Below are 26,909 nucleotides of genomic sequence, written 5' to 3'. Positions count from 1 at the left end.
TCCTCTTCATTCCGGCCGGCTGATCATGCCGAACAGGGCGGGCGCCCCGCGGCTGGCCGCTTGCGGTCGCTGGTTGCGGGAAAGCCGCAGGTGGATGCGAAGCAGATCGGCAGCCACCTCATACTGCCGGCTTTCGAGATGGTCGAGTATGTTCAGGTGTTCCAGCAAGGATTGCCGCAGCCGGAAGACGTTGACGCCAGCATAGATGCCCGGCAGCCGGCGCAGACGGAGATGATCGGCCAGCGCGTCGGCGACGAAGCGGTTGGCGCACCCCTCGGCGATCATGCCGTGGAAATCCATGTCCAGCCGCTGGAACTCGCGCGTGTCGAACGCGGCATCCGGCAGTGCCGACAAAGCGTCCATGCCTTGGCGCAACGCGGCCGCCCGCGCGCCGTCCAGCCGGAAGCCCGGCGTCAGGATCGCCGCCGGCTCCAGCAGCAAGCGGAATTCATAGCTTTCGCCTTGCGCCTCGGGATCATCGGGCGTGCGCCGGAAAAGCCAGGACTGGCCCGGCGCGCGGTCCAGCAGATTCTCTTCGGTCAGTTTATTAAGTGCTTTTAGTACCGTCTTGCGCTCGGCACTGTACCGCCGCATCAGCCCGGCGGCGGTCACCGTCTGGTCCAGCCTGCGCGCCGAGCGGTCGCGCAGGATCGCCTCGGCGAGTTCGTCTTCCTCCGCGCTGGGAAGCTCGGTGGCAATGGCCGGCTGCGCGGCGAGGTCGACCGCCAGGTGATAACCGGTATCGGCCTCCCAGCGCACGACGCCGCGCTCCGCCAGCAGGCTGAGCGCGGCCCGCACCGGCGTGCGCGAGACATTGCACAGCGAGGCGATCTGCTGTTCCGGCAGCCGCGCGCCTGGCTCGAAGCCGCGCTGGCGCGCCACATCCAGGATGCGCTGCGCCAGATCGAGATGGTTGGTGCGAGGTCGTCGGGCTGCGGCTTGCATATGTGGTCTCGGTGGGCGGACGTGGCCGTTAAGGTTTGACCGATCGGCCTCGCAGACGCAATCGGCCAGATTCCTCGGTCGCTTGACAAATTATGGATTGACGTACTTTTTTCTGCAATAGTACTGTCTGCGCAATCGGCGATAAAAAGACCGAGGGAACAGGATCGAAGGCAGCGGCATCAGTCGCGCCGGTCCAGCACAGAATTCGACGATCAACCGGAATGGGAGTCTGCCATGACCGCTACCAGCCCGCGGCGCCGTGCGCTCAAGCTATCTTCAATCGCTCTCGGCCTTGCCCTGACGATGTCTGCGCCGGCGATGGCCGCCGGCCTCGTCATTTCCAACTGGGACGGCTACATGGCGCCCGATGCCATGGCCACGTTCAAGACCGCGACCGGCGTCTCCGGCGAAGTGGTGGTGCACGCCACCAATGAGGAGATCATGGGCAAGCTGATTGCCGCCGGCGGCAAGGGCTATGACGTTGTCTTCGTCTCCTCGCCCTTCGCCGAGGTGCTGAACAAGCTCGGCCTGACCGAGCCGGTGGACCACGCCAAGATCCCCAATCTCGCCAACCTCTACCCGGAAGCGACCAAGCTGCCGCACGATGTCGGCAACAACTTCTCCGTGCCCTACACCTGGGGCACGACCGGCCTCTGCTACCGCTCGGACCTCGTCAAGACGGCGCCGACGAGCTGGAGCGATCTGCTCGCGCCTTCAGACGCGCTGAAGGGCAAGACCACCATGCTGGCGACCGATCGCTGGCTGCTGGCCGCCGGCCAGCTCGACAAGGGCTTTTCGGTCAACGAGACCGACCCGGCCAAGATGGCCGAAGTCAAGGACCTGCTGATTTCGGCCAAGAAAACCTTGCTCGCCTATGACGACACCACCTTCTATTCCAAGCTGGTTTCGGGCGAGGCGCTGATGGTGCAGGCCTGGGACGGCTGGTGCAATTACGGCATCGCCGAAAAACCCGAGATCAAATACGTCATCCCGAAGGAGGGCTCGGACCTCTGGGTCGACACGATGGTGGTGATGAAGGCATCCGAGCACAAGGACGACGCATTCAAGTTCATCAACTTCATGCTCGACGCCAAGAACCACGCCTGGGCGGCGCAGAACATCGACTACAAGGTGCCGAACAAGCCGGCGATGGAAAGCCTGCCGGCCGATTTCCTGGCCAAATTCCCCAACATGGCGATGCCTGTGGCCGACCTCGTCAAGTTCGAACAGCTGCGTGACGTCGGCGAAGCCCAGCGCGACTATTCCAAGATCGTCAGCGAGATCAAGGCCGCGCAGTAAGGACTGTTCCAACGGCATCCTGGAATTAAGCTTGCGTTCCGTGTCGCCCCCCTCTGGCCTGCCGGCCATCTCCCCCTCAAGGGGGGAGATTGGCTGGTTTGTAGGCCTTCGCCAATTGCCAGCGCCGCGCCCCCTCATCCGGCCGCTTCGCGGCCACCTTCTCCCCGTGGGGGAGAAGAGAAAGGCGCCAGCGTCTGCCACCTCCTCTCCCCTCGGGGAGAGGTCGGATTGCCCCGAATTGCCCTTTGCAATTCGGTTGGCAATCCGGGTGAGGGGGAGCCTGCTAGGCACCGGCGAGGGCACGGCGTGACGCGCCCCTCCCGTTCCTCCCTGCTCATGGCGCCCGCGCTGGTCTGGCTGACCGCGCTGATGGTGATTCCCTGCGCGCTGGTGCTGGCGCTCGCCTTCTTCCGGCGCGGCATCTATGGCGGCATCGACTACACCTTCACGCTGGAGAATTTCGGGCTGGTCCTCGACCCGCTCTACGCCGGCATTTTCCTGAAGTCCGCGCGCATCGCCGGCACCGCAACGCTGATCGCGGTGGTGATCGGCTATGCCGCCGCCTATGCGATTGCTGCCGCACCGCGCCGTTGGCAGCCGATGTTTCTTTTCTTCGCCGTGCTGCCGTTCTGGTCGAACTATCTGATCCGCACCTATGCCTGGATCGTGCTGCTCAACCGCGAAGGCCTGATCACCCAGTTGATGCGCTGGTTCGGTTACACCGGCGAACCGCCGTCGATGCTCTACACCGAAGGCGCGGTCATCGCCGGCCTCGTCTACAACTATCTGCCCTTCGTCATCCTCGCCTGCTACGCGCCGCTGTCGCGCCTCAACCCGGAACTCGCCGAAGCCTCGCGCGATCTCGGCGCTTCCGCCGCCACCACCTTCCGCCGTGTCATCCTGCCGCTGACCGTACCCGGCATCGCCGCCGGCGCGGTCTTCGTCTTCGTGCTGTCGATCGGCAATTTCGTCACCCCGGCGTTGCTCGGCGGCGGCCGCTTCCAGATGATCGGCAATCTCGTCTACGACCAGTTCCTCACCGCCAATGACTGGCCGTTCGGCGCCGCGCTCGCCATGGCGCTGATCGCCATCATGCTGCTGGTGCTGATGGCGCAAGCGATGGCAGCCAATCGCGCCTCGGGGCGGGCGGCGCAGGCTGCGGGAGGCACAGATGGCTGAGCGCTCTCCCACGACGCGACGCACGCTCTGGCTCGTGCTCACCCTCGTCTTCGCCTTCCTCTACATCCCGATCGCCGTTCTGGTGGCGCTCTCCTTCAACGAAGGTGGATTGCCGACGGCATGGTCTGGCTTTTCGCTGAAATGGTACGCCTCGCTGGCCCACAATGCCGCGATCCTGTCCGCAGCGCTCAACACGCTGATCGTGGCGCTGATCTCCACGGCAATCGCCACGCTGCTCGGCACGCTGCTGGCGATCGGGGTCGAGATGCGCCGGCAATATGGCAGAGGGCTGGAAGCGCTGATCTTCGCGCCGATGATCATTCCCGACATCGTGCTGGCGATCGCATTGCTGTCGTTCTTTTCGATGCTCAACCTGACCATGGGCCTGCACACCATCATCCTTGCCCATGTCGTCTTCAACCTCGCCTTCGTCTGTTCGGTGGTGCGCGCCCGGCTGAAGAGTTTCGACTGGTCGATCGTCGAGGCCTCCGCCGATCTCGGCGCCTCCGCGCTCACCACCTTCCGGCGCGTGACCTTGCCGGTCATCGCGCCGGCGGTGATCGCCGGCGCCCTGCTTGCCTTCACGCTCTCGGTCGACGAATTCATCATCGCCTTCTTCACGTCAGGCGCCGGCCGCGCCTCGACCACGCTGCCGATGCAGATCTACGCCATGATCCGCTTCGGCATCACGCCGGAGATCAACGCGCTGGCGACCATCGTCATGGCGGTCTCGATCACCGCGCTGACCCTGTCGCAGCGGCTTAATCGGGGAATGATAGGCCAATGAGCGAACCGCGCACGCTGCTCGCCATCGATCATGTGTCGAAGAATTTCGGCCGGGTCACCGCCGTCGGCGGCATCTCGCTGGATATCCGCGAAAACGAGTTCTTCGCGCTGCTCGGCCCCTCCGGCTGCGGCAAGACCACGCTCTTGCGCATGCTGGCCGGCTTCGAGACCCCGACCGACGGACGCATCCTGCTCGACGGCAAGGACATCGCGAAAACCCCGCCCAACAAGCGGCCGGTCAATCTGATGTTCCAGTCCTACGCCCTGTTCCCACATATGAGCGTGCGCGCCAATGTCTCCTACGGGCTGGAGATGGAGCGCTTGCCGGCTAAAGAAATCCGCTCCCGCGTCGACGCCATCCTGACGACCACCGAACTGGTCCCGTTCGCCGACCGCAAGCCGGAGCAATTGTCGGGCGGCCAGAAGCAGCGCGTCGCACTCGCCCGAGCGCTGGTCAAACGGCCAAGGCTGCTGCTGCTCGACGAGCCGCTCGGCGCGCTCGACAAGAAGCTGCGCGGCGCTATGCAACTGGAACTGAAACGCCTGCAGCACGAGGTCGGCATCACCTTCGTCATCGTCACCCACGACCAGGAAGAATCGCTTGTCATGGCCGACCGCATGGCGGTGTTGAAAGACGGCAGGCTGCTGCAATGCGACACGCCGCATGCTGTCTATGAGCATCCGGCCGACCGTTTCGTCGCCGACTTCATCGGCGTCATGAATTTCATCCCGGGCAAGGCGTCAGCCGATGGTGTGGTGGCCGCGAATGGCGCGCGCATTACCGGCAAGGTCCCTGCAGCGCTCCCACCTGGCGCATCCGCGGTCGCCTCGGTGCGGCCCGAGCGCATCCGGCTGTTCCCGTCGCCCGAGACAGCCAACCGCACCAACGGCACGGTCGAGGCATTTGCGTACCACGGGCTCGACCTGCAGCTGCATGTCCGCACGTCCCTGTCGCCCAAACCGTTCCTGGTGCGCGTCACTGCGGATGCAGCCGACCAGAGGCCGGTTTCGTCAGGCGACCAGGTCGAACTCGGCTGGGACGCCGCCGATGTCAGAATTTTCGCAGAATGAGAGGAGCAGCCTGATGGCGCAGAAGACGATCGCCTTTTTCCCGGAAGCCGCCTACGGCCCGGCGCTCAATTCCGTCGGCATCGCGCAAGCGGTCGAGGCGCGCGGCCACAAGGCCGTGTTCCTGTCCGATCCCGGCTTCGTCGAGGTTTATAGAGGCTACGGTTTCGAGGCGCATCCGGTGAACCTCTCCGAACCGATGCCGCCCGAACAGATGGCGAAATTCTGGGAGGATTTCATCAACGGCCACATCTCGAACTTCCGTAAATCGCCCTATGACCAGGTCGACAATTACGTGAAGGATTGCTGGACGGCGATCGTCGACAGCGCCAAATGGGCGCAGAAGGACCTGCCGGGCGTGCTGGCCGCCATCAAGCCTGATGTCATCTGCGTCGACAACGTCATCCTGTTTCCGGCCATCAAACAATTCGGCAAGCCGTGGGTGCGCGTTATCTCCTGCTCGGAAAACGAGATCGAGGACGAGGACATCCCGCCGCATCTCTCCGGCTGCGGCGAGAACGACCATGCCGGGCATCAGCGCTATCGCGATCATTTCAACGAGGTGATCAAGCCGATCCATGACGACTTCAACGCCTTCCTCACCGCCAACAACGAGGCGCCCTATCCGATCGGCCAGTTCTTCGAGGCCTCGCCCTATCTGAACCTGTTGCTTTATCCCGAGGCGGCGAAATTCAAGCGCCGCCATCCGCTCGACCCGGCGAAATTCCAGTATCTCGAAGGCTGCGTGCGGCAAGAGAAGCCTTATGCGGTACCGACCTTCGCGAAAAACAATGATGGCCCGCTGCTCTATGTCTCCTTCGGCAGCCTCGGCGCCGGCGATGTCGAGCTGCTGAAGCGCATCATCGCCACGCTGGGCCAGACGCGCTACCGCGCGCTGGTCAATGTCGGCGGCTACAAGGACCAGTACACCGACGTGCCCGGCAACGTCATCGTCGAGAGCTGGTTCCCGCAGCCTTCGGTGATCCCACAGGTCGATGCGGTGATCCACCATGGCGGCAACAACTCGTTCACCGAGTGCCTCTATTTCGGCAAGCCGGCCATCATCATGCCCTATGTCTGGGACGGTCACGACAACGCTACCCGCGTCGAGGAAACCGGCCACGGCTTCGGCATGCCGCGCTACGACTGGACCGATGCCGAGCTGGTCGCCAAGATCGAGACCTGCCTGACCGACCCGAAGATGAAGGCGAAGCTGGCGCAGACCTCGGCACAGATGCACGCGCAGAACGGGCCTGAGAAGGCTGCGGGTTTGCTGGAGGCGTTGCTGTGAGCACGATGTTTGAGATGTCGAGCCAAGGCACCCCCCTCTGGCCTGCCGGCCAGCTCCCCCTCAAGGGGGGAGATTGGATGTCGCGACCGCTTTCGCCGATTTCCAACGCTGAAAAAGGGGCGCCGAAACCAAAGCTGCCAATCTCCCCCCTTGAGGGGGAGATGTCCGGCAGGACAGAGGGGGGCCTCGTAGGGCGGCAACAGATCGCAGTTGAGCATCATGATCATGGAGCACGTCCATGACCTCGTCTGCCCCGCACCTCCACCAGGCTTCCATCCGCACCGATCTCGTCGACTGGGGCGCCCAGCCTGACGCGCTCGATGGCGCCTCACACTCCACCGGCAGGCTCGTGCACAAGGGGCCGAACAACCAGCCGGAATCCGGTATCTGGGTGTGCACGCCGGGCCGCTGGCGGCTCTCGATCCCGCGTGACGAATTGTGCCATTTCGTCGCCGGCCGCGCGACCTACCGGTCGGATGTCGGCGAAGTGATAGAAGTGTCGGCTGGGACCGTGGTCATGTTCCCCGCCGGCTGGACGGGCGAATGCACGGTGCATGAGACCATGCGCAACGTCTACATGCTGGCCTGAAAGCAACGGAGCTAACCACATGTCGACACCGCACTGGCCGAAGGCCGCGAACGTGGAACTGGAGGATTGGGGCGCGGGCAGCAACACGCTTGCCGGCGCGCCGCGCGCCTCCGGCAAGATCCTGTCGCAAAACCCGGATGGGTCGAGCGAATGCGGCCTGTGGTCGTGCACGCCGGGCACCCGCAAGGTCACCTTCGCCGCCGACGAGTTCTGCCACTTCCTGTCGGGGCAAGGCAGCTACTTCCGCGACGACGGCGAGGAGATCCCGGTCGCGGCCGGCACGCTCGTTTTCTTTCCCGCCGGCTGGACCGGCATCTCCATCATCACGCAAACCCTCACCAAGGCCTTCATGTGCCGGTGAGCACTTTTTCAAGGAATTCGATATGACCACGCCGATCATGCAATCGCCGCTCACCATCACCGATCTCGTCGACTGGGGCGTTATCCCGACCATGATCGAGGGCCAGTCCCACACCTCCGGCAAGCTACTCCACAAGGGGCCGGAGGGCCGTTCCGAGTGCGGCCTGTGGGTCTGCACCCCCGGCAAATGGCACTGCCACGTCACCCGCGACGAATTCTGCCACTTTCTCGAAGGGCGCTGCACCTATGTCCATGAATCCGGCGAGGTGATCGAGATCGAGCCCGACACGGCGGCCTTCTTCCCACAGGACTGGAAAGGCGTCTGCACCGTCCATGAGACCATCAAGAAGGTCTACATGATCCGCTGAGCGGACCTGAAAGGACGACCATGGATTTCGCCCCTGACCAGCCGACCTTCTTCGTCAACCCGGACTACCGGCCGATGGCCGGCACGACCAAGCCGGTGATCGACCCGGCGACGCTGGAAACCGTCGGCGCTATCTCCGCTGCGACAGATGGAGAGATCGACACCGTGCTCACCGCCGCAACCAGGGCGCAGGCCGCCTGGAAAAAGCTCGACGCCAAGAGCCGGGCCAAGCATCTGCACGCCGTCGCCAACGCCATCGAGGCGGCCGATTTCACGCGCTGCGCCGAACTGATGGTGCGCGAGATGGGCAAGCCCTATCCCGAAGCCATCGGCGAGATCGCCAATTGCGCGCCGATCTTCCGCTACTATGCCGAGATGGCACGCGACGACGCCGGCAAGATCGCCGGCACGACGCAGGCCGGCTCGTTCCAGTATGCGCGCTACGAGCCGTACGGCGTCTCCGTCCACATCATGCCCTACAACTTCCCGATCCTGCTGATGTGCTGGACCGTTGCGGCGTCGCTTGCCACGGGGAATGCCTGCGTCATCAAGCCGGCCGAGGCGACGACGCTGTCGACGCTCGAATACATGACCGTGTTCCGCTCGTTGCCGGAAGGGCTGGTTTCCTGCCTGCCCGGAGGCGCGGCCACCGCCCAGGCGCTGATCACATCCGACCGCACCCACGCCGTCGCCTTCACCGGCTCGGTCGCCGCCGGCAAGGCGGTTGCGGTGGCTTGCGCCAAACGCATGAAGCCTTGCGTCATCGAGGCCGGCGGCAGCGATCCTCTGATCATCAGCAAGCACGCCCCGCTCGACGTCGCGGCGGCCGGCAGCGTCACCGCGGCCTTCCACCTCACCGGCCAGGTCTGCACCTCGGCCGAGCGCTTTTTCGTCGTCGACGCCGTGCATGACCGCTTCGTCGAATTGTTCGCTGAAAGGACGCGCACGCTGCGCATCGGCAACGGCATGGACAAGACCGAGATCGGGCCGCTGGTCAGCGAGGCCGCGCGGACAAAAGTGATGCGCCTCGTGGACGATGCCATTGCGCACGGCGCCAAGGCCGTCACCGGCGGGCGCATCCCGCCGGCGCACAACACCGGCTGGTTCTACGAGCCGACGATCCTGACCGGCGTCACCCCCGACATGGCGATCGTGCGCGAAGAGTGCTTTGGGCCGGTCGCCGCTATCTGCCGTGTCAAGGATTTCGACGAGGCGATCCGGCTTGCCAATGACAGCCCGTTCGGCCTCGGCGCCTCGGTGTTCACCACGGACCTCGCCGAAGCGCATGAGGCGGCCGAGCGGCTGGAGGCCGGCATGGTCTGGGTCAACAACCCGCTGATCGACAATGACGCCCTGCCCTTCGGCGGCTGGAAAGCCTCAGGCCTCGGCCGCGAACTCGGACGCCAGGGGCTCGATGCCTTCCGCCGTTCCAAGATGGTGATCATCGACCACAGACCGGCGATCCAGGACTGGTGGTATCCCTACCCCGACAGCTGGTTCCGCGAGACCGGCGGCCGCAAGCATGTGTGAAAGATGCAGCGCGGTCCAGCCGCGCTGCCCGACAAGGTTTGCGCCTCGACGCGTGGATTTGTAGCCGCCACCGCGTTCGGCGGTCGTCTGATCAGGCTGTTGCCTCTGCCTCCCAGGAACCGGTCTCGGCCATCCGTTTCAGCAGCGGCGTCGGCTTGAACACATCCTTGCCGGTCTGTTGGTGCCAATGCTCAAGCCGCTCGACGATCCTGGCCGCCCCTTCCAGACTGGCCCAGAACATCGGGCCGCCCTTGCCGATGGGAAAGCCGTAGCCATTGACCCAGACGACATCGATGTCGGAGGCGCGGGCCGCGATCTTCTCCTCGAGGATTTTCGCCCCCTCATTGACCAGGGGATAGAGCGTGCGCTCTATGATTTCGTCAGCGCTGATCGCACGCGGCGCGATGCCGCGCTCGGCGGCCTTTTCACGGATCAGCGCGTCGACCTCGGGATCGGGAACGCCCGCCCGTGCGCCAGCCTCATAGAGATAGAAGCCACGGCCGGTCTTCTGGCCGAAACGGCCCTGTTCGCACAGCGTGTCGGCGATGACGGCCGTCAGGCCGCGCGCCTTGCGGTTGCGCCAGCCAATGTCGAGGCCGGCCAGATCGCCCATCTGGAACGGCCCCATCGGCCAGCCGAAATCGGTGAAGGCCTTGTCGATCTGGCCGGGTGTCGCGCCCTCCAGCAGCAGCGCTTCCGATTCCGAACCGCGCGCTGCCAGCATGCGGTTGCCGACGAAGCCGTGGCAGACCCCGACGACGACCGCCACCTTGCCGATCCGCCGCGCGAGATCGACCACGGTCGCCAGAGCATCCGGCGCGGTCTTGTCGGCCCGCACGATCTCCAGCAGCTTCATGACATTGGCCGGCGAGAAGAAATGCAGGCCGAGCACATCCTGCGGCCGCGAGATCGAGCCGGCGATTTCGTTGACGTCGAGATAGGAGGTGTTGGTGGCCAGGATGGCGCCCGGCTTGGCCACGGCGTCGAGCTTGCCGAACACCTCCTTCTTGACCGCCATGTCCTCGAACACCGCCTCGATGATCAGGTCGCACTCGGCGAGATCGGCATAGTCGGTCGAGCCCTTGAACTGGGCGAGCCGCTGACGCTTGGCATCTTCGGTCAGGGAGCCGCGCGAAACGGAGACGGCATAGTTCTTCTCGATCGTGCCCAGCCCGCGCTGCAGCGCTTTCGCGCTGGTTTCCAGCAAGGTGACCGAAAAACCGCCATTGGCGAAGGCCATGGCGATGCCGCCGCCCATCGTGCCGGCGCCGATCACACCGACGCGTGCGATCCTGCGCTTAAGCGTATCCTTGCCGGGAAGTTTTGCCGCCTCACGTTCGGCGAAGAACAGATGGCGCTGCGCGCGCGACTGGTCGCTGGCGACCAGTTTGACGAATAGCGCGCGCTCCGCCGCCAGCGCTTCGTCAAAGGGCAGTGTGACGGCGTTGCGCACGGCTTGCGCACAGGCGACTGGCGCTTCCAGCCCGCGAGCCTTCTTGGCGAGATCCGCCACCTCTGCGTCGAAAGCCGCGAGGTCCGTTTCGCCAAGCAAGTCATCGCGATCACGCACCGGCGTGAAAGGACCACCCTTGCGGGCGATTTCGCGGGCAAAGTTCACGGCGTGCGTGGTCAGATCACCTTCGAAAACGGCATCGACCAGACCGGCGGCATGCGCTTCGGTCGCGCCGATCGGCGTGCCGGAAACGATCATCCTCAGCGCCTTCAGCGCGCCGACAAGACGCGGCAGCCGCACCGTGCCGCCGCCGCCCGGCAGCAGGCCAAGTTTCACCTCCGGCAGGCCGAGCTTGGCGCCGGCATCGGCAACGCGGAAATGACAGCCGAGCGCCAGTTCCAGCCCGCCGCCGAGCGCCGTGCCGTGGATGGCGGCGACTGTCGGCTTGGCCATGGTCTCGAGCGTCACGATCAGGGCGCGCAGGTCCGGCTGCTGCACCGGCTTGCCGAATTCCGTGATGTCGGCGCCGGCGACAAAGGTCCGGCCGGCACAAGCGATGATGATGGCCGTGACCGAGGCATCGTCGCGCAAGGCAACCAGCGCCTGCATCAGCGGCTCGCGGACATGGAAGCTCAGCGCGTTGACCGGCGGGTTGTCGATGGTGACGATGGCGACGCCATTCTCGTTCACGACACTAACGGAACTGGACAAGCGGAACCCTCCCGAGGCGAACTGAGATCGCGGAAGGGTTTACTAGGGCGCGCCGCGAATGGGAACCCGCTGTTAGGCTGGCCTAACGATTGTCCGGGAACTCGGCGTCGACGTGATCCTTCACGCTACCGCACCGCCTTCTCGCCACCCGCCGCCGTTATCACCCCGACGATAATCAGTCCCGTCAGCAGCAGCCGCACGCCGGCGCTGACGCCGAACGTGTTGAGCATGGTCAAAAGCAGCACCAGGAACAGCGCCGCGCCCCAGACGCCGGGCACGTTGGCCTTGCCGCCGGCGACCGACGTGCCGCCGATGACCACAACGGCGATCGAGGCGAGCAGATATTCATTGCCGATATCGACATTGGCGCCCCTGAAATAGCCGGCGAGCAGCGCGCCATCGATGCCGCCGAGCGCGCCCGACAGCGTGTAGGTGAGGAAGCGGATGCGGCCGACATTGACGCCGGCGAGCCAGGCGGCGCGGATGTTCTGGCCGATCGCCAGCACCGAGCGGCCATAGATCATGCGCTGCAGGGCGATGGCCGCGCCGATTGTGAACAGCACGGTGAGGATCGCCAGCACCGGAATGCCGAGAATCTGCCAATTGGTGAAATCGGCAAAGCCCGGCGGCGGCTTGATCTGCAGTCCACGGCCATAGCTGATGTCGATCGACTGGATGATGAAGCTCGCCGACAAAGTGGCGATGATCGGTGGAATGCGCAGCGCCCAGATCAACAGGTAATTGACTGCGCCGATCGCCGCACCGCAGGCAAGCGCGGCCAGCAGCCCGACCACGATCATGGAATCGCTGCCGGCCATCACCTTCATGGCCACCGCACTGGCGAGCCCGATATTGGCCGGCAGCGACAGGTCGACATTGCCCGGGCCAAGCGTGACGACGAACATCTGGCCAACACCGACGATGACGGTGAACACGGCAAGCGACAACGCCGCCGTGACCATACCGCCGGCGCCATAGCCGCCGGTGAAGGCGATCGTCGCCAGCCACACGACAAGCGCGCCGAGGAACGACCATATCCAGGGTTTGCCGGCCAGCGATCTAACCAGAATCATCGCTCACCTCTCCCTGCGGCTGATCAGCACCCGCGCCGCCAGAACGATGATGAGGATGGCGCCATTGGCGGCCACCTGCCAGTCGGGCGGAATGTGCATGAAGGTGAGCAGCGGCGACGCGGCCAGCGCCAGTGTCAGCGCGCCGATCACCGCGCCGATCGGCGACACCCGGCCGCCGACGAATTCGCCGCCGCCGAGGATGACGCCGGCGATCGAAAGCAGCGTATAGCCATTGCCGATATTGGCATCGGCCGAGGTGGTGATGCCGATCAGCGCCATGCCCGACAGCACGCCGAACAGCCCGGCCAGCGCGAACAGCACGATCTTGGTCTTCAGCAGCGACCAGCCGGCGCGCTTGAGTGCGGCCGGATTGCCGCCGGAGCCGCGCAGGATCACGCCATAGGAGGTGCGCATCAGGCCGAAATGGACGACGAGCCCGATCAGCAGCGCCGCTATGATCGGGAAGGGAATGAGAGGTGGCTTGAAGGACATGATCGCCAGCAGCCAGTCCGGCGCCTTGCCGCCGGGCTTGGGCAGGACGAGGATCGCCAGCCCCTGCCAGACGAAACTCATGCCGAGCGTGACGACGATCGACGGCAGATTGCGCAGATGGATCAGCGCGCCAAGCAGCGCATAGATGCCGATCGATCCGAGCAGGATGGCGACGCCGATGAGCGGCGCGTCCTTCAGCCAGGTCGCGGTGACGCAGCCAACGAAACCGACGAAGGTGCCGATCGACAGGTCGAGCTCATTGCCTGCAATGACGAACATCTGCGCGATCGTCGCCAGCGCGATGGGGATCGCCAGGTTCAGCATCAGGCTGAAGCCGAAATAGCTGATGGCGCGCGGGTTGAGCCAGGCGATGGCGGCGAGCACCAATGCCAGCGACAGCGCCGGCAGCAGCCCGCGCAGCAGGCGGGCACGGGCCAGCGCGCCACGCTCGGCGGAACTCCTGGCAGTGGTGTCGAGACTGGCGGCGGTCATGTCAGGCCGCGTCGCCGAACGAGGACTGGATGATCTTCTCTTCGGTCAATTCGTCGCGGCCCAGATTGGCGACGATGCGGCCGTTCTTGAAGACATAGACATGGTCGCAATTGTCGAGCTCTTCGGTTTCCGTCGTGTACCAGAGGAAGGTGCGGCCGCGGCCAGCCTCCTCGCGCACGAGGTCGTAGACTTCCAGCTTGGTGCCGATATCGACGCCGCGCATCGGATCGTCCATCAACACGATCTGGGCATCGGAGCCGAGCGCGCGGGCAAACAGCGCCTTCTGCTGGTTGCCGCCCGACAGCGAAAAAATGTTGTTGTTCATATCGGGCGTGCGGATGCCGATTTTCTTCTGCCAGGTCTCAGCAAGTTCGGCCTCGCGCCGCGGCGAAATCAACAGCCCGTTGCGCAGGCGCGCCAGCGAACGGATGCCGATATTTTGCGCGATCGACCATTGCGGGAAGATGCCATCCGACTGGCGGTCGCCGGCCACCAGCGCCACCGGCGCGGTCACCTCGATGCCGGTCCTGGCGCGCGAGGCGGCAGCGAAGATCGCCAGCAACAGGTCGGTCTGGCCGTGTCCCGCCAGCCCGGCAAGGCCGATGATCTCGCCGGTGCGGGCGACAAGGTCAGCGCCGTCCTTCTGCGCGGCGGGACGCGCCCGCACCCGCAACGGGCCGGCTGCCGGCTTGGCGGCGGCAATCTCGGCGGCGATCTTCTGGCGCGCTTCCGCGCCGCCCATCGCCGTCACCAGCCGGTCGCGGTCGAAGGCATTTGCCGCATCGGCAACGACCACCTTGCCGTCGCGCATCACCACGATGCGGTCGGCGTTTTTCAGCACCTCGCCCAGCACATGCGAGATCAGGATGCAGCTTTTGCCGCCGGCAATGAAACGGCGCACGAAGGCCAGCAACTGGCCTGATGTATGCGCGTCAAGCGACGAGGTCGGCTCGTCGAGAATGACGAGGTCGAGCCGGTCCTGCGTCACCGTAAAGGCGCGCGCCACCTCGACCATCTGGCGCCGGCCGATGGAGAGATCGCCGACAATGTCCCAGGCCGAGATGCCATGATCCGGAAAGATCTCGTCCAGCTTGGCGGTGATCAGTGCTGCCGCCTTGCGCCGCCAGCCGAAGCCCGAGAGCGAGGCGTGGTTGATGCGGGTGTTTTCGGCGACGCTGAGATTGGGGCACAGCGACAGTTCCTGGAACACGCAGCGTATGCCGAGTTTCTGCGCCCGCGACACCGAGTAGTTGTCCTCGCTGCCGCCATGCACGCCGATCTTGCCGCTGTCGGGCGTGAGGGTGCCCGCCACCATGTGCATCAGCGTCGATTTGCCGGCGCCATTGTGGCCGACCAGGCCGACGCATTCGCCGGGCCGGACATGGAAATCCACCCCGCCCAGCGCCCTGACGGCGCCGAAATGTTTTTCAGCACCGTCAAGTCTTACGATATCAACATCGGCGGCGCCGAAATGTTTTTCGGCGCCGTTCAGTCTGATGATGTCAGCGTTCCCTTCAGGCATGCCTTAGAGATATCCGCGCGATGGTACGAAGGGCAACACTGGCGCGACATTCACTTGATATTGGCCTTGATCGCCGCGAGGGCGTCTTCCTGCGTGTATTCGTGCGTGGCGACGCCGCCTTCCTTGATCTTCGGCAGGGCCGCCTCGAAATCGTCCTGGGTGAAGGCCAGATACGGCACCAGCAGGTCGTGCGGAATGTCCTTGCGGCCATCGAGCACCTGCTGCGCCACCCAGAAGGCGAGCGACGATACGCCGGGCGCGATCGAAGCCGACCAGGTCTTGTAGCCGTCCTTGTCCTTCTGTTCCTTCCACCACTTCAGCTCGTCCTGGCGGTTGCCCATGATGATGGTCGGGCGCGGCTTGCCGGCGGCGGCGAAAGCCTGTGCGGCGCCATAGCCGTCACCGCCCTGGTCGACGATGCCGACGACATCGGGCAATGAGGGCAGGATGGTCGCGACCGCTTTCTGCGCCGTCGTCTGGTCCCAGTCGCCGGTCACCGAGCCGACGATCTTGAATTCGGGATGGGCGGCGACGCCTTCGAGGATGCCGGCATGGATGGCATCGTCGATCGACGTGCCGGCCAGGCCGCGGATTTCCAGAAGGTTCCCGCCCTTCGGCTGGAATTTGGCCATCTGCTCGACTTCCTGCTTGCCCATATCCTTGAAGTCGACGACGACGCGGTAGGCGCAGGGCTCGGTGACGGTGCCGTCGAAGGAGACGACGGTGATGCCGGCATCGCAGGCCTGCTTGATGGCGCCGTTGAGCGCATCCGGCGAGGCGGCGTTGATGACGATGGCGTCATAGCCCTGCAGGATCAGGTTCTGCACCTGCGCCGCCTGCGTCGGCACTTCCTTGTCGGCGGTGGTGAAGATGTCGGCCGCGCCGACGATCTTGTCTTCAACCGCCTTCTTGGTGACGATGCCGTAGCTGTCGAGCATCGCCTGCCGCCACGAATTGCCGGCGTAATTGTTGGAGAATGCGATCTTCTTGCCGCTGGTGTCGGCAAGGGCCGTGCCTGAGGCGAGCATAGCCGCCAGCGCACCCAGAACGAGCAGTTTCTTCATATGATTTCCTCCCAAAGTTGCTAGTTTTGCCTGATGATGGTTACGCGCAGTTCCTGTTTTTTATCTATTGTCAGACAAATTCAGACGAACCGCAAGCTGTCAACTGCAAAGGCTGGCATGCCTTCGATCAACTTGCGGTGCGATGATTGAAAAAGCCGCCGGCACATGGTCTAGGAGCACGACAGGAGGCCAATTGATGGCAGGAACGCCGACCGTAGCGAAAGGCGCACCCGGAATACCGGCCCGCTGGACATCAAGCGCCAAGAGTGGCGTCGGCACGGCGTTTTCAGCCAAGAGCCCGCTCTGGTTCACGATCAGTCACGGCATCTTGAACGAGATCTACTTTCCGCGTCTCGACAGCGCCTGCACGCGCGACATGGAGCTGATCGTCACCGGCGCCGGTGGCTATTTCTCGGAAGAAAAGCGCGACGCCGCGCACGCAGTAGCGCCCTTCGAGGACGGAGTGCCGGGCTACAGGCTGACCAACACCGCGACAGACGGCGCCTACCGTGTCGAAAAGCGCATCATTACGGATCCGAAACGGCCTGTCCTGCTTCAGGAGATCGCATTCGTGCCGCTGAAAGGTCCGGCGGCGGACTACCATGTCTATGCGCTGCTTGCGCCGCACCTCGTCAACGCCGGCATGGGCAACACGGCCTGGGCTGGCGAACACAAGGGCCAGCGCATGCTCTTCGCCACGGGGCGCGGCGTCTCCCTGGCGCTGGCCTCCTCGCTGCCATGGAATAGTTGTTCGGCCGGCTATGTCGGCTTCTCCGACGGATGGCAGCAATTGCAGAACGGCGGTGCGCTCGATCCCTCCTGCCAGCGGGCGGAAGACGGCAATGTCGCGCTGACCGGCGAGATCGGCTTCTCGGCAGACAAAACCAAGGCCTTGCTGGCGCTTGGCTTCGGCGCGTCGCCGCAAGCAGCCGCCGACCTGGCGCTGGCCAGTCTCAAGCAGGGTTTCGACGCCGCCGCCGCGACCTATGTCGAAAACTGGCGCACATTCCAGGCCGGGCTTGAGAGGCTCGACCGCCACACCGCCTCCGGGTTGAACACCTATCGCGTCAGCACAGCGGTTCTGGCCTCGCATCTCTCGGTCGCGCGACCGGGTGCTGCCGTTGCCAGCCTGTCGATCCCATGGGGCTTCAATAAGGGCGACGACGATCTCGGCGGCTACCATCTGGTCTGGCCGCGCGACCTGGTCGAGACCGCGGGCGGTTTCCTTGCCGCCGGCGACGGCAAGCAGGCGCTGCAGATCCTGACCTATCTGCGCACGATCCAGCAGCCGGACGGTCACTGGCCGCAAAATGTCTGGTCGGACGGCACCGCCTACTGGCCCGGCATCCAGATGGATGAATGCGCCTTTCCGCTGCTTCTGGCCGACGCCTTGCGTCGCGCCGGCCATATGCCGGACGCCAGGCTCGCCGATTTCCTGGCCATGATCGAAAGCGCGGCCTCCTATGTCGTGCGCAACGGCCCCGTCACCGGCGAGGACCGCTGGGAGGAAGACGCCGGATACAGCCCGTTCACGCTGGCCGTCGAGATCGCCGCGCTGCTTGCCGCCGCCGACATGCTGGATGTCTTCGGAAAGAGTGAGCCGGCAAACTACCTCCGCGAAACCGCTGATTGCTGGAACGACCAGATCGAACGCTGGACCTATGTCACCGGCACTCAACTCTGCATCGACGCAGGCCTCAGAGGCTATTATGTCCGCATCGCGCCGCCGGACGATGCGGGCGCCGCTTCGCCCAAGGATGGCTTCGTGCCGATCAAGAACCGGCCGCCGGCCGACACCGATAAACCAGCGGAAGCCATAATCAGCCCGGACGCTCTGGCCCTGGTTCGCTTTGGCCTCAGGGCAGCCGACGATCCACGCATCGTCGATACCGTCAAGGTTATCGACACCCTTTTGCGTTGCGATCTGCCGCAAGGCCAGGTCTGGTACCGTTATACCGACGACGGCTATGGCGAGCACGAGGATGGCACGCCTTTCGACGGCACCGGCCGGGGACGCGCCTGGCCCCTGCTCACCGGCGAGCGGGCGCATTACGAACTTGCCGCCGACCGCAAGGACAGGGCCTCGGAGCTGCTCGATACCTTCGAGCGCTCGGCGGGTATAGGCGGGCTGCTGCCGGAACAGGTCTGGGACAGCCCGGATGTACCGGATCGCGAGCTGTGGCTGGGCAAACCGTCCGGCAGCGCCATGCCGCTGGTCTGGGCGCATGCCGAGCACATCAAGCTGTTGCGATCGCTGCGCGACGGCGCGGTCTTCGACATGCCGCCGCAAGGCGTCGAGCGCTACATCAAGGGCAAGACAAGCTCGCCGCTCAGAATATGGCGCTTCAACAACAAGATCCGCTCCATCCCCGCCGGCAAGGTTTTGCGCGTCGAACTTTCGGCGCCCGGCGTTGTCCATTGGAGCAGTGACAATTGGCTGACGATCCAGGACCACAAGACCGGGGAAAGCGCTTTTGGCGTCCATCTGGTCGACCTGCCGGTCGACGGACTGGTAGCGGGAAGCACCCTCGTCTTCACATTTTTCTGGCCCGATGCGATGCGTTGGGAGAATGTCGACTTCAGCGTGGGCATTGACGCATCATGATTAAGCGGGGCCGATAGATTTGTTCTTTCCTCAAGCAATCGGGACGAAACCATGCAGATCGGAATGATGGGACTGGGCCGGATGGGCGCCAACATGGTGCGCCGCCTGATGCGCGACGGCCATGAATGCGTCGTCTACGACATCAACCCCGCAAGCGTCGCGGCCCTGGTGACCGACGGCGCCCTGGGGGCGGCATCCCTGACGGAATTCGTCGGCAAGCTCGCCAAGCCGCGCTGTGTGTGGCTGATGCTGCCGGCGGCGATCACCGGCAAGATCATCGATCAGGTCGCGGACTTGATGGAGCCTGGCGACATCGTCATCGACGGCGGCAATTCCTACTATCACGACGCCGTCGACCAGGCCGCGAAACTGGCCAGCAAGGGTATCCATCTCGTCGATGTCGGCACCAGCGGTGGTGTCTGGGGCCTGGAGCGCGGCTACTGCCTGATGATCGGCGGCCCCGACGTGGCGGTGCAGCACCTCGATTCGGTCTTCGCCACGCTGGCGCCGGGCGCCGATGCCGGCGCGCCAACCCCCGACAAGGCCGCCGGCACCGCGCCCTTCGGCTATCTGCATTGCGGACCGAGCGGCGCCGGCCACTTCGTCAAGATGGTGCACAACGGCATCGAATATGGCGTCATGGCCGCCTATGCCGAGGGCATGAACATCCTGAAATCGGCCAATGCCGGCAAGCGGCAACGCACGGCGGACGCCGAGACCAGCCCGCTGGAAAACCCGCAATACTACCAGTTCGACATCGACCTTCCCCAAGTGGCCGAGGTCTGGCGCCATGGCAGCGTCATTGGCTCGTGGCTGCTCGATCTCACCGCCGGCGCGCTGAAGAGCGATCCGGGCCTGGCGCAGTTTGGCGGCCGGGTCTCGGATTCGGGCGAAGGCCGCTGGACGCTGAAAGCGGCGATCGACACCGGCGTGCCGGCGCCGGTGCTTTCCTCGGCGCTGTTCGACCGCTTCTCCTCGCAAGGCGAATCCGAATTCGCCGACAAGCTGTTGTCCGCCATGCGCTATGCCTTCGGCGGGCATGTCGAGAAGCCGAAGGCCGGCAAGTGACGCCGAAGCGGGAGACGCACGCATGAGCCAGGAACGATCCGACACGCTGGTGCTCTTCGGGGCCACCGGCGACCTCGCCCACAAGAAGATATTTCCAGCGCTGTACCAGATGGTCGCCAAGGGCACGCTCACCGAACCGGTGATCGGCGTCGCCTTCGACGCTTGGGACATCAAGCAATTGCAGGACCGCGCCCGCGACGGCATCGTCAATGCGCTGGGCAAGATCGACGAGAAGGTGTTCGCCAAATTCGCCTCGCTGCTGCGCTATGCCAGCGGCGACTATCGCGATCCGGCCACGTTCGAGAAGCTGAAGACCGCGCTCGGCAGTGCCCGGCGGCCGCTGCACTACATGGCGGTGCCGCCGACCATGTTCGAGACGGTCGTGCAAGGGTTGGAACAGTCGGGCACCGCGCATGGCGCGCGGCTGATGGTGGAAAAGCCCTTCGGCCACGATCTGCAATCGGCACGCTGGCTGAACCGGGTGCTGCATCTGGTGTTCGACGAACAGTCGATCTTCCGCATCGACCACTATCTCGGCAAGGAAGCGATCCAGAACCTGCTCTATTTCCGCTTCGCCAATTCCTTCCTCGAACCGATCTGGAACCGCAATTACGTCGAGAGCGTGCAGATCACCATGGCCGAGGATTTCGGCATCGAGGGTCGCGGCAAGTTCTATGACGATGTCGGCTGCATCCGGGACGTCATCGAGAACCATCTGCTCAACATCCTGTTGCTACTGGCCATGGAGCCACCGGTCGGCCGCTCCGCCGACGATTTGATCGACGAGAAGGTCCAGGTGCTGAGGGCGATCCGGACGCTGACGAAAGACGATGTCGTGCGCGGCCAGTTCACCGGCTATCTCGCCGAGCCCGGCGTCAAGCCGAACTCGCCGGTTGAGACCTTCGCGGCGGTGCGCTTCTTCGTCGACACCTGGCGCTGGCAGGACGTGCCGTTCTTCATCCGCGCCGGCAAGAACATGCCGGTGCATGTCACCGAGGTGGTGGTGCGGCTGAAGCGCCCGCCGCTCGACGTCTTCGACCCGATCAAGCCCGCCGACCAGAATTACGTGCGCTTCCGCATCGACCCGCAGGTGGTGATCGCCATCGGCGCGCAGCGCAAAGCGCCGGGCGACGACATGGTCGGCGAGCAGGTGGAACTGACGGCGCTTGACGACAGCAAGGCCGACATGCCGCCTTATGAAAGGCTGATCGGCGACGCCATGAACGGCAATGGCCAGCTCTTCACCCGCCAGGACGCGGCGGAGCTCGCCTGGCGCATTGTCGGGCCGGTGCTCGGCGACACCACGCCGCCGCATCTCTACGAGCCGAAGACATGGGGACCGGCGGACGCCATGGCCGGCTTCGGACCGCCCAATGGCTGGATCGACCCGGTGGCGTGAGGGAGGGGACGCGATGGCCAAGGCAGTGAAGCCAACAGCTCCCGAGCCGGTCGTGCTGGCGATCGACATTGGCGGCTCGCACGTCAAGATCCTGACCAGTGCCGGCGGCGCCGAGCGCCGGGACGATTCCGGCCCGGATCTGACGCCGCAGCAGATGATCGACAAGGTGAAGAAGCTCGCCGAGGGCCTGTCCTACGACGTCATCTCGATGGGCTATCCCGGCCCGGTGCGTCACAACAAGCCAGTGCTCGACCCGATGAACCTCGGCAAGGGTTGGGCCGGCTTCGACTTCGCCGCGCAGTTCGGCAAGCCGGTCAAGGTGGTCAATGATGCATTGATGCAGGCCATCGGCAGTTATGAAGGCGGGCGCATGCTGTTCCTCGGCCTCGGAACCGGCCTCGGCGCGGCGATGATCGCCGACCATGTAGGCCTGCCCATGGAACTCGCCCACCTGCCTTACAAGAAGACCAAGAGCTTCGAGGATTATGTCGGTGAGCGCGGCCTGGAAAGGCGCGGCAAGAAGAAATGGCGCGAATCTGTCTTCGACATCGTCAACCGGCTGCGCGCCGCCCTGCAGCCAGACTATGTCGTCATTGGCGGCGGCAATGTCGACAAGCTTGACGAGTTACCGGCCGACTCCAGGCGCGGTGACAACACACGCGCCTTCGAAGGCGGATTTCGTCTGTGGCGAGACAAAGCCCTGATCGTCTGATATTATTACAGTTTAGTATAGTTGTTCAAAATAACGTGTGTCGCCGCGCTTATTCATTGCGTTGCGCAGATTTGCCGACTAGGAATTTTGCGCACTGTCCGGCGTGCTCCGCGGAACACGCCAAAGACGCTTCAGCATTTTTTGTTTTTTGTGCCTCGTCCTTTCGAAAACGCTCCCGATTTTCGAGGCCGTGCACCATAGACGGAGGAAACATTGACCGACGATAGCAACGACGCTCGTATCGACCTTCTCGAACTGACCGCCCACATCGTGTCCGCTTACGTTGAGAAGAACCGCCTGCCCGCCTCCGGTCTGGCCGACCTTATCGCCAGCGTCGCCACCTCGATCGCCGGGCTCGGCAAGCCGGCCGTGCCGGTGGCGGCACCCCTGGTTCCCGCCGTCAACCCGAAGAAGTCGGTGACGCCGGATTTCATCATCTGTCTCGAGGACGGCAAGAAGTTCAAATCGCTGAAGCGCCATCTGGGCGTGCATTTCGGCCTGACGCCGGACGCCTACCGCGCCAAATGGGGCCTGCCGGCGGACTATCCGATGGTTGCCCCCAACTACGCGGCCTCGCGCTCGCAACTGGCGAAGTCGATCGGCCTCGGCCGCAAGGCCGTCGAAGTGGCGCCTGTCAAGGCCAAGGGCCGCAAGGCCAAGGTCGCGGCCTGAGGCCAACTGTTTGGCTGAATGCCCTGTCAGAGCTACACGTCTTGCAATCAATCTCATGACAAGCGCTCTGACAGGCCATGCACTTCATAAACGAGACCGACGATTATTTCGAGCATGGGCTTGATATGTACGACTCGCGCTATGAGATCGTGCGCGAGCCGGCACTTGGCCGACTATACGCCAGTCTTTTGGCGAAATACGGAAAGGCATTTGATCTTAAGCCGGTGAGAAGCCGGCCCCTGGATGGCATCGACGTGGAAGCCTACAGGACGAGAGGACCTGCCTTCTTCCTTTTGTTCTATGCGACGATGAAGGACCAGATCGGCGGACCTCTCTATGTGATAACGGAGTTGCACGGCCGAGTTTCCCGTCCGGACGCCATTTTTGAACTCGAAAGCTCTGTCCCACTTTCCTTGACTCATGGCGACAAGGGCGGAGTAGACCACATATGCTTCAAGGCGGATCTCGAATTCCTGCTGGTTCGAGATCAGAACGATATCGTCGCCGGCTACGGAAAAGCTGCCGCCTGGGTAAGAGCTTTCCGAATGTTTTATCCCGAATTTGTGGTTTGAAGGTCAGATCGTTGACAACAGGCCTTCGCTGCTGAGATGGAGCTTAGAGCTAACGTCTCCGGGGGAAGCCATGAACTACACCAGGATGGTGATCGAGAAGGAAGCGCCGGAGGAATACGGCTACGACCGTATCCGCTACAATCTCTCCGAAAGCTCGATCGCCGACCAGAAGCTCTCCGACATCGGCCTGTCACTGCCTGATCTAACGCTGTTCTATGGCGAGCATCGCGGCGACAAGGACTTGCGCGCGCTGATCGCGGCGCAGGATGCCGGCGTCTCGCCTGACGATGTGCTGGTCACCGCCGGTGCCGCCGGCGCGCTGTTCATCATCTCGACATCGCTTTTGTCGGCGAGCGACCACCTCGTCGTCATCAGGCCCAACTACGCCACCAACATCGAAACCCCGCGCGCGATCGGCTGCGCCATCAGCTTCGTCGACCTCGCCTTCGAGGACGGCTTTGCCATCGACGTCGAGGCCGTCAAGGCGGCGATGCAGCCGAACACTCGGCTGATCAGCGTCACGTGTCCGCACAACCCGACCGGCACGATGATGGGCCAAGCCGATCTCGACGCGCTGGTGGCGCTCGCGGAGAGCCGCAACTGCCATTTGCTGGTCGACGAGACCTATCGCGACCTCTCCTATGGCAGGCGCCTGCCATCGGCTGCCTCACTCAGCAAGAAGGCGATCAGCGTCTCGTCGCTGTCGAAGGCCTTCGGCATTCCCGGCATCCGCATCGGCTGGCTGATCACCCGGGATGTCGAGCTTCAGGAGACGTTCCTTGCCGCCAAGGAGCAGATCGGCATCTGTGGCAGCGTCATCGACGAAGGCATTGCGCGTGGCATGCTGGAGCGCCGCGGCGCCTTCCTGGGAGCCCTGCTGCCCGAAATGGCCAAGCGCCGCGACATCGTCCAGGCCTGGATCGACCGCGAGCCGCTGGTCGACTGGATCAGGCCCGAAGGCGGTGTCGTCGGCTTCCCGCGCCTCAATGTCGAACCCGGCTTCGATCTCGACCGGTTCTATGTGAACCTGCTGGAAAACCACGGCACCTATGTCGGGCCCGGCCACTGGTTCGAAATGGAAAAGCGCTTCTTCCGTGTCGGCTTCGGCTGGCCGACGGAAGCCGAATTGAGCGGCGGCCTCGACGCCATATCGGCCGCGCTGCGACGGTAACTTCCCTGTGCGATCGAGAGAGCAGGCTGAAAATCCCTTGATCCAGGCCTGATTTTAACGCACATCCCGCCGCGAACTTTGTTAGACGTTCCATTGGTCGGACCAGCGCCCATCCGGGAAGTGCCCCGCCGGCCGATGCCATCGCAACGGGGCCCCATTTCATGACTGCCGCACAGATTTCGCCGGACCAGCGCTATGCCGCGTTTCGCCACCGCTCCTTCCTGAGCTATTGGGCGGCGCGCTTCCTCACCACCTTCGCCACCATGATCGTGTCCGTCGCGGTCGGCTGGCAGATGTACGACCTGACCCGCGACCCGCTCGATCTCGGCCTGGTCGGCATCGTCCAGTTCCTGCCGTCACTGCTCTTAGTGCTGGTCACCGGCGTCGTCGCCGACCGCTTCGGCCGCCGCCTGATCATGGCGCTGGCGGTGGTGGTGGAGGCGATCTGCGCCCTGGCGCTGCTCGCCCTGACGCTGCATGGCATCAGCGGACCGCTGCCGATCTTCTGCGTGCTCGCCATGTTCGGCGTGGCGCGCGCCTTCTTCGGCCCGGCCTCGGCCTCGCTGTTTGCCAATCTGGTGCCGGCCGAGGATTTCGCCAACGCCATCGCCTGGAACTCGTCGGCCTGGCAGACGGCGACCATCGTCGGCCCGGTCGCTGGCGGCCTGCTCTACGGCGTGTCGGCCGAGGCGGCCTACGGCACCGCCGCCGTGCTGATGCTTGCGTCCGGGCTGCTGATCTTCACCATCCCGAAGCCTGCGCAACGCACCGAGACCGAGAAGCCGACGTTGCAGAACCTGTTTGGCGGGTTCAGCTATATCTGGAGCGAGAAGATCGTGCTTGGCGCCATCTCGCTCGATCTGTTCGCCGTGCTTTTGTCCGGCGCCTCCGCGCTGCTGCCGGTCTATGCGCGCGACATCCTGCAGCTCGGCCCCTGGGGGCTCGGCCTGCTGCGCTCGGCGCCCAGCATCGGCGCCATTTGCGTCGCAATCTGGCTGGCCGGCCATCCACTCCGCAACCATGCCGGCATGATCATGCTGGGCGCCGCCGCGTCGTTCGGTGCCTTCACCGTGCTGTTCGGCCTGTCGACCATCACCTGGCTGTCGATCGCGGCACTCGTCTTCCTCGGCGCCACCGACATGTTCAGCGTCTACATCAGGGAAACCTTGATCCAGCTGTGGACCCCCGACCATGTCCGCGGCCGCGTCAACGCCGTCAACCAGGTCTTCGTCGGCGCCTCCAACGAAGTCGGCGAATTCCGCGCCGGCATCATGGCAGCGCTGATCGGCACGGTTCCGGCCGTGGTGATCGGCGGCATCGGCGCCGTCGCGGTGGCGGGACTGTGGGCGTACCTGTTCCCGCAATTGCGCCGGGTTCGCCATCTCAACGGGCGCAACTAAGGGTCAGCAAGATACACCACCCTGTCACAGGAACTCCCATGATCACCTGTCACCTGAAATATGTCATTGACCCGTACAAGCTTGCCGAGTTTGAAGAATATGGCCGCCGCTGGATCGGTCTGGTCAATCGTCTCGGCGGAAACCATCATGGCTATTTCCTTCCGAGCGAAGGAGCGAACAATATCGCCTATGCCATGTTCAGCTTTCCGAGCCTTGCCGACTACGAGGACTATCGCAAGCGGATGGCTGCCGACCCGGAATGCCAGGAAGTATTTGAGACGGAAAAGCGCAATCGCAGCATTCTCAGCTATGAGCGCAGCTTCATGCGGCCGGTGCTCGAACCCTAGGGAAATTGCAGGATAGGGGCTACCGCACCAGCCTGCCGAACACCATGCGCAAAAACTCGTCCAGCCAGCGCTTCAGATGCATGTCCCAGATCAGCCGGCCGCCGAGGTGATCGCGGCCGGGCTGCGCGCCCGGCAATTCGAAGCGGTGCGCGCCGCGCACCACCCAGCGCTGCATCATTACCCGGGTCAGTTCGCCGTGGAACTGGATACCCCAGGCATTGTCACCATAGCGGAAGGCCTGGTTGGGATAGGTATCGGCCGTCGCCAGCAGCGTCGCGTCCTTCGGCAGCGAAAACCCCTCGCGGTGGAACTGGTAGACCATTTCGGGCCAGTGCATGAGTTTCCGGCCGGCCTCGGTCGCCTTGAGCGGATACCAGCCGATCTCGACCAGCCCTTCGCCGTGACCCTCGACCTTGCCGCCGAGATGGTTGACCAGCATCTGCGCGCCGAGGCAGATGCCGAGGCATGGCCGGTTCTCCCGGAGCGGGACTTCCAGCCAGTTGGTCTCGCGGCGGACGAACTCGTCCTCGTCATTGGCGCTCATCGGCCCGCCGAACACCACCGTGCCGGCATGGCCGTCCAGCGTCTCCGGCAAGGCGTCACCAAGCGGCGGCCGGCGGATGTCGAGCTCGAAACCCTCTTCGATGAGCATGTGGCCGACGCGTCCTGGGCTCGAATTCTCCTGATGCAGCACGATCAGGATTTTTGGCTTCGAGCTCATTGCGCGCGGCATCGTCAGGCG

The 26,909-nt window shown here is 64.2% G+C and carries 25 protein-coding genes; 18 read left to right on the top strand and 7 right to left on the bottom strand.

The features are described 5' to 3' along the window. Positions 1–6 precede the first annotated feature (6 nt). Positions 7–945 (bottom strand): GntR family transcriptional regulator, encoded by a 939-nt coding sequence (locus AC04SF_RS31205; RefSeq protein WP_488480917.1) that lies wholly within the window; start codon positions 943–945, stop codon positions 7–9. Between the two features lie 234 nt (positions 946–1,179). Here AC04SF_RS31205 and AC04SF_RS31200 point away from each other — a divergent pair, with 234 nt between their 5' ends. The 9 genes from AC04SF_RS31200 to AC04SF_RS31160 all read left to right on the top strand — a co-directional run bounded on the left by AC04SF_RS31200 (position 1,180) and on the right by AC04SF_RS31160 (position 9,414). Continuing rightward, on the top strand, positions 1,180–2,244 hold the full coding sequence (locus AC04SF_RS31200) for a polyamine ABC transporter substrate-binding protein (protein WP_488480916.1): 1,065 nt from the start codon (positions 1,180–1,182) through the stop codon (positions 2,242–2,244). Between the two features lie 336 nt (positions 2,245–2,580). Then, positions 2,581–3,423, top strand: coding sequence for an ABC transporter permease (locus tag AC04SF_RS31195; RefSeq protein ID WP_488480958.1), 843 nt, complete (start codon positions 2,581–2,583; stop codon positions 3,421–3,423). After that, the gene (locus AC04SF_RS31190) at positions 3,416–4,210 is read left to right on the top strand and encodes an ABC transporter permease (RefSeq protein WP_488480915.1); all 795 of its coding nucleotides are present in this window, start codon (positions 3,416–3,418) and stop codon (positions 4,208–4,210) included. The genes AC04SF_RS31195 and AC04SF_RS31190 overlap by 8 nt, the downstream gene beginning before the upstream one ends. Further along, positions 4,207–5,280 (top strand): ABC transporter ATP-binding protein, encoded by a 1,074-nt coding sequence (locus tag AC04SF_RS31185; RefSeq protein WP_488480914.1) that lies wholly within the window; start codon positions 4,207–4,209, stop codon positions 5,278–5,280. Before AC04SF_RS31190 ends, AC04SF_RS31185 begins: the two co-directional genes overlap by 4 nt. A gap of 13 nt (positions 5,281–5,293) precedes the next feature. After that, positions 5,294–6,568: a glycosyltransferase gene (locus tag AC04SF_RS31180; protein ID WP_488480913.1), complete on the top strand. Its 1,275-nt coding sequence runs from the start codon at positions 5,294–5,296 to the stop codon at positions 6,566–6,568. A 238-nt stretch (positions 6,569–6,806) separates the two neighbouring features. Next, the gene (locus tag AC04SF_RS31175; RefSeq protein WP_096451542.1) at positions 6,807–7,157 is read left to right on the top strand and encodes a cupin domain-containing protein; all 351 of its coding nucleotides are present in this window, start codon (positions 6,807–6,809) and stop codon (positions 7,155–7,157) included. 19 nt (positions 7,158–7,176) lie between these two features. After that, positions 7,177–7,518 carry a cupin domain-containing protein gene (locus AC04SF_RS31170; RefSeq protein ID WP_488480912.1) on the top strand — a complete coding sequence of 114 codons (342 nt, stop codon included), beginning with the start codon at positions 7,177–7,179 and terminating at the stop codon, positions 7,516–7,518. A 22-nt stretch (positions 7,519–7,540) separates the two neighbouring features. Further along, entirely contained in the window at positions 7,541–7,885 is a 345-nt protein-coding gene (locus AC04SF_RS31165; RefSeq protein ID WP_488480911.1) for a cupin domain-containing protein, read from the top strand. A gap of 20 nt (positions 7,886–7,905) precedes the next feature. After that, complete coding sequence (locus AC04SF_RS31160) at positions 7,906–9,414, top strand: aldehyde dehydrogenase family protein (RefSeq protein WP_488480910.1); 1,509 nt, start codon at positions 7,906–7,908, stop codon at positions 9,412–9,414. 91 nt (positions 9,415–9,505) lie between these two features. Here the strand turns inward: AC04SF_RS31160 and AC04SF_RS31155 are convergent, their stop codons facing one another. The 5 genes from AC04SF_RS31155 to AC04SF_RS31135 all read right to left on the bottom strand — a co-directional run bounded on the left by AC04SF_RS31155 (position 9,506) and on the right by AC04SF_RS31135 (position 16,221). Continuing rightward, positions 9,506–11,578: a 3-hydroxyacyl-CoA dehydrogenase NAD-binding domain-containing protein gene (locus AC04SF_RS31155; protein WP_488480909.1), complete on the bottom strand. Its 2,073-nt coding sequence runs from the start codon at positions 11,576–11,578 to the stop codon at positions 9,506–9,508. 125 nt (positions 11,579–11,703) lie between these two features. After that, complete coding sequence (locus AC04SF_RS31150) at positions 11,704–12,651, bottom strand: ABC transporter permease (protein WP_488480908.1); 948 nt, start codon at positions 12,649–12,651, stop codon at positions 11,704–11,706. Between the two features lie 3 nt (positions 12,652–12,654). Continuing rightward, positions 12,655–13,635, bottom strand: coding sequence for an ABC transporter permease (locus tag AC04SF_RS31145; RefSeq protein ID WP_096451554.1), 981 nt, complete (start codon positions 13,633–13,635; stop codon positions 12,655–12,657). Between the two features lies 1 nt (position 13,636). After that, positions 13,637–15,157 (bottom strand): sugar ABC transporter ATP-binding protein, encoded by a 1,521-nt coding sequence (locus AC04SF_RS31140; RefSeq protein ID WP_488480907.1) that lies wholly within the window; start codon positions 15,155–15,157, stop codon positions 13,637–13,639. Between the two features lie 50 nt (positions 15,158–15,207). Then, positions 15,208–16,221 (bottom strand): substrate-binding domain-containing protein, encoded by a 1,014-nt coding sequence (locus AC04SF_RS31135; protein WP_488480906.1) that lies wholly within the window; start codon positions 16,219–16,221, stop codon positions 15,208–15,210. A 196-nt stretch (positions 16,222–16,417) separates the two neighbouring features. Here AC04SF_RS31135 and AC04SF_RS31130 point away from each other — a divergent pair, with 196 nt between their 5' ends. From AC04SF_RS31130 to AC04SF_RS31090, 9 genes are all read left to right on the top strand, one after another. Further along, positions 16,418–18,826, top strand: coding sequence for a glucan 1,4-alpha-glucosidase (locus tag AC04SF_RS31130; RefSeq protein ID WP_488480905.1), 2,409 nt, complete (start codon positions 16,418–16,420; stop codon positions 18,824–18,826). A gap of 51 nt (positions 18,827–18,877) precedes the next feature. Continuing rightward, positions 18,878–19,894 (top strand): phosphogluconate dehydrogenase (NAD(+)-dependent, decarboxylating), encoded by a 1,017-nt coding sequence (gnd, locus tag AC04SF_RS31125; protein ID WP_488480904.1) that lies wholly within the window; start codon positions 18,878–18,880, stop codon positions 19,892–19,894. A 22-nt stretch (positions 19,895–19,916) separates the two neighbouring features. Further along, positions 19,917–21,293: a glucose-6-phosphate dehydrogenase gene (zwf, locus tag AC04SF_RS31120; RefSeq protein WP_488480903.1), complete on the top strand. Its 1,377-nt coding sequence runs from the start codon at positions 19,917–19,919 to the stop codon at positions 21,291–21,293. 13 nt (positions 21,294–21,306) lie between these two features. Continuing rightward, positions 21,307–22,005 (top strand): ROK family protein, encoded by a 699-nt coding sequence (locus AC04SF_RS31115; protein WP_202352258.1) that lies wholly within the window; start codon positions 21,307–21,309, stop codon positions 22,003–22,005. Positions 22,006–22,218: 213 nt separating this feature from the next. Next, on the top strand, positions 22,219–22,677 hold the full coding sequence (locus AC04SF_RS31110; RefSeq protein ID WP_202352257.1) for a Ros/MucR family transcriptional regulator: 459 nt from the start codon (positions 22,219–22,221) through the stop codon (positions 22,675–22,677). Positions 22,678–22,754: 77 nt separating this feature from the next. Next, on the top strand, positions 22,755–23,249 hold the full coding sequence (locus AC04SF_RS31105; protein WP_488480902.1) for a hypothetical protein: 495 nt from the start codon (positions 22,755–22,757) through the stop codon (positions 23,247–23,249). A gap of 70 nt (positions 23,250–23,319) precedes the next feature. After that, positions 23,320–24,420 (top strand): aminotransferase class I/II-fold pyridoxal phosphate-dependent enzyme, encoded by a 1,101-nt coding sequence (locus AC04SF_RS31100; RefSeq protein WP_488480901.1) that lies wholly within the window; start codon positions 23,320–23,322, stop codon positions 24,418–24,420. Between the two features lie 161 nt (positions 24,421–24,581). Then, a complete protein-coding gene (locus AC04SF_RS31095) occupies positions 24,582–25,820 on the top strand; it encodes an MFS transporter (RefSeq protein WP_488480900.1) in 1,239 nt (412 codons plus the stop codon). 38 nt (positions 25,821–25,858) lie between these two features. Beyond that, entirely contained in the window at positions 25,859–26,167 is a 309-nt protein-coding gene (locus AC04SF_RS31090; protein WP_096451576.1) for an NIPSNAP family protein, read from the top strand. 19 nt (positions 26,168–26,186) lie between these two features. On the opposite strand, the gene AC04SF_RS31085 is transcribed toward AC04SF_RS31090, so the two are convergent. Beyond that, positions 26,187–26,900 carry a glutamine amidotransferase gene (locus tag AC04SF_RS31085; protein WP_488480899.1) on the bottom strand — a complete coding sequence of 238 codons (714 nt, stop codon included), beginning with the start codon at positions 26,898–26,900 and terminating at the stop codon, positions 26,187–26,189. Between the last annotated feature and the right edge of the window lie 9 nt (positions 26,901–26,909).

This window comes from Mesorhizobium sp. CNPSo 4671 (genome assembly GCF_057784245.1).
This window is presented reverse-complemented; position numbering and strand designations above follow the sequence as displayed.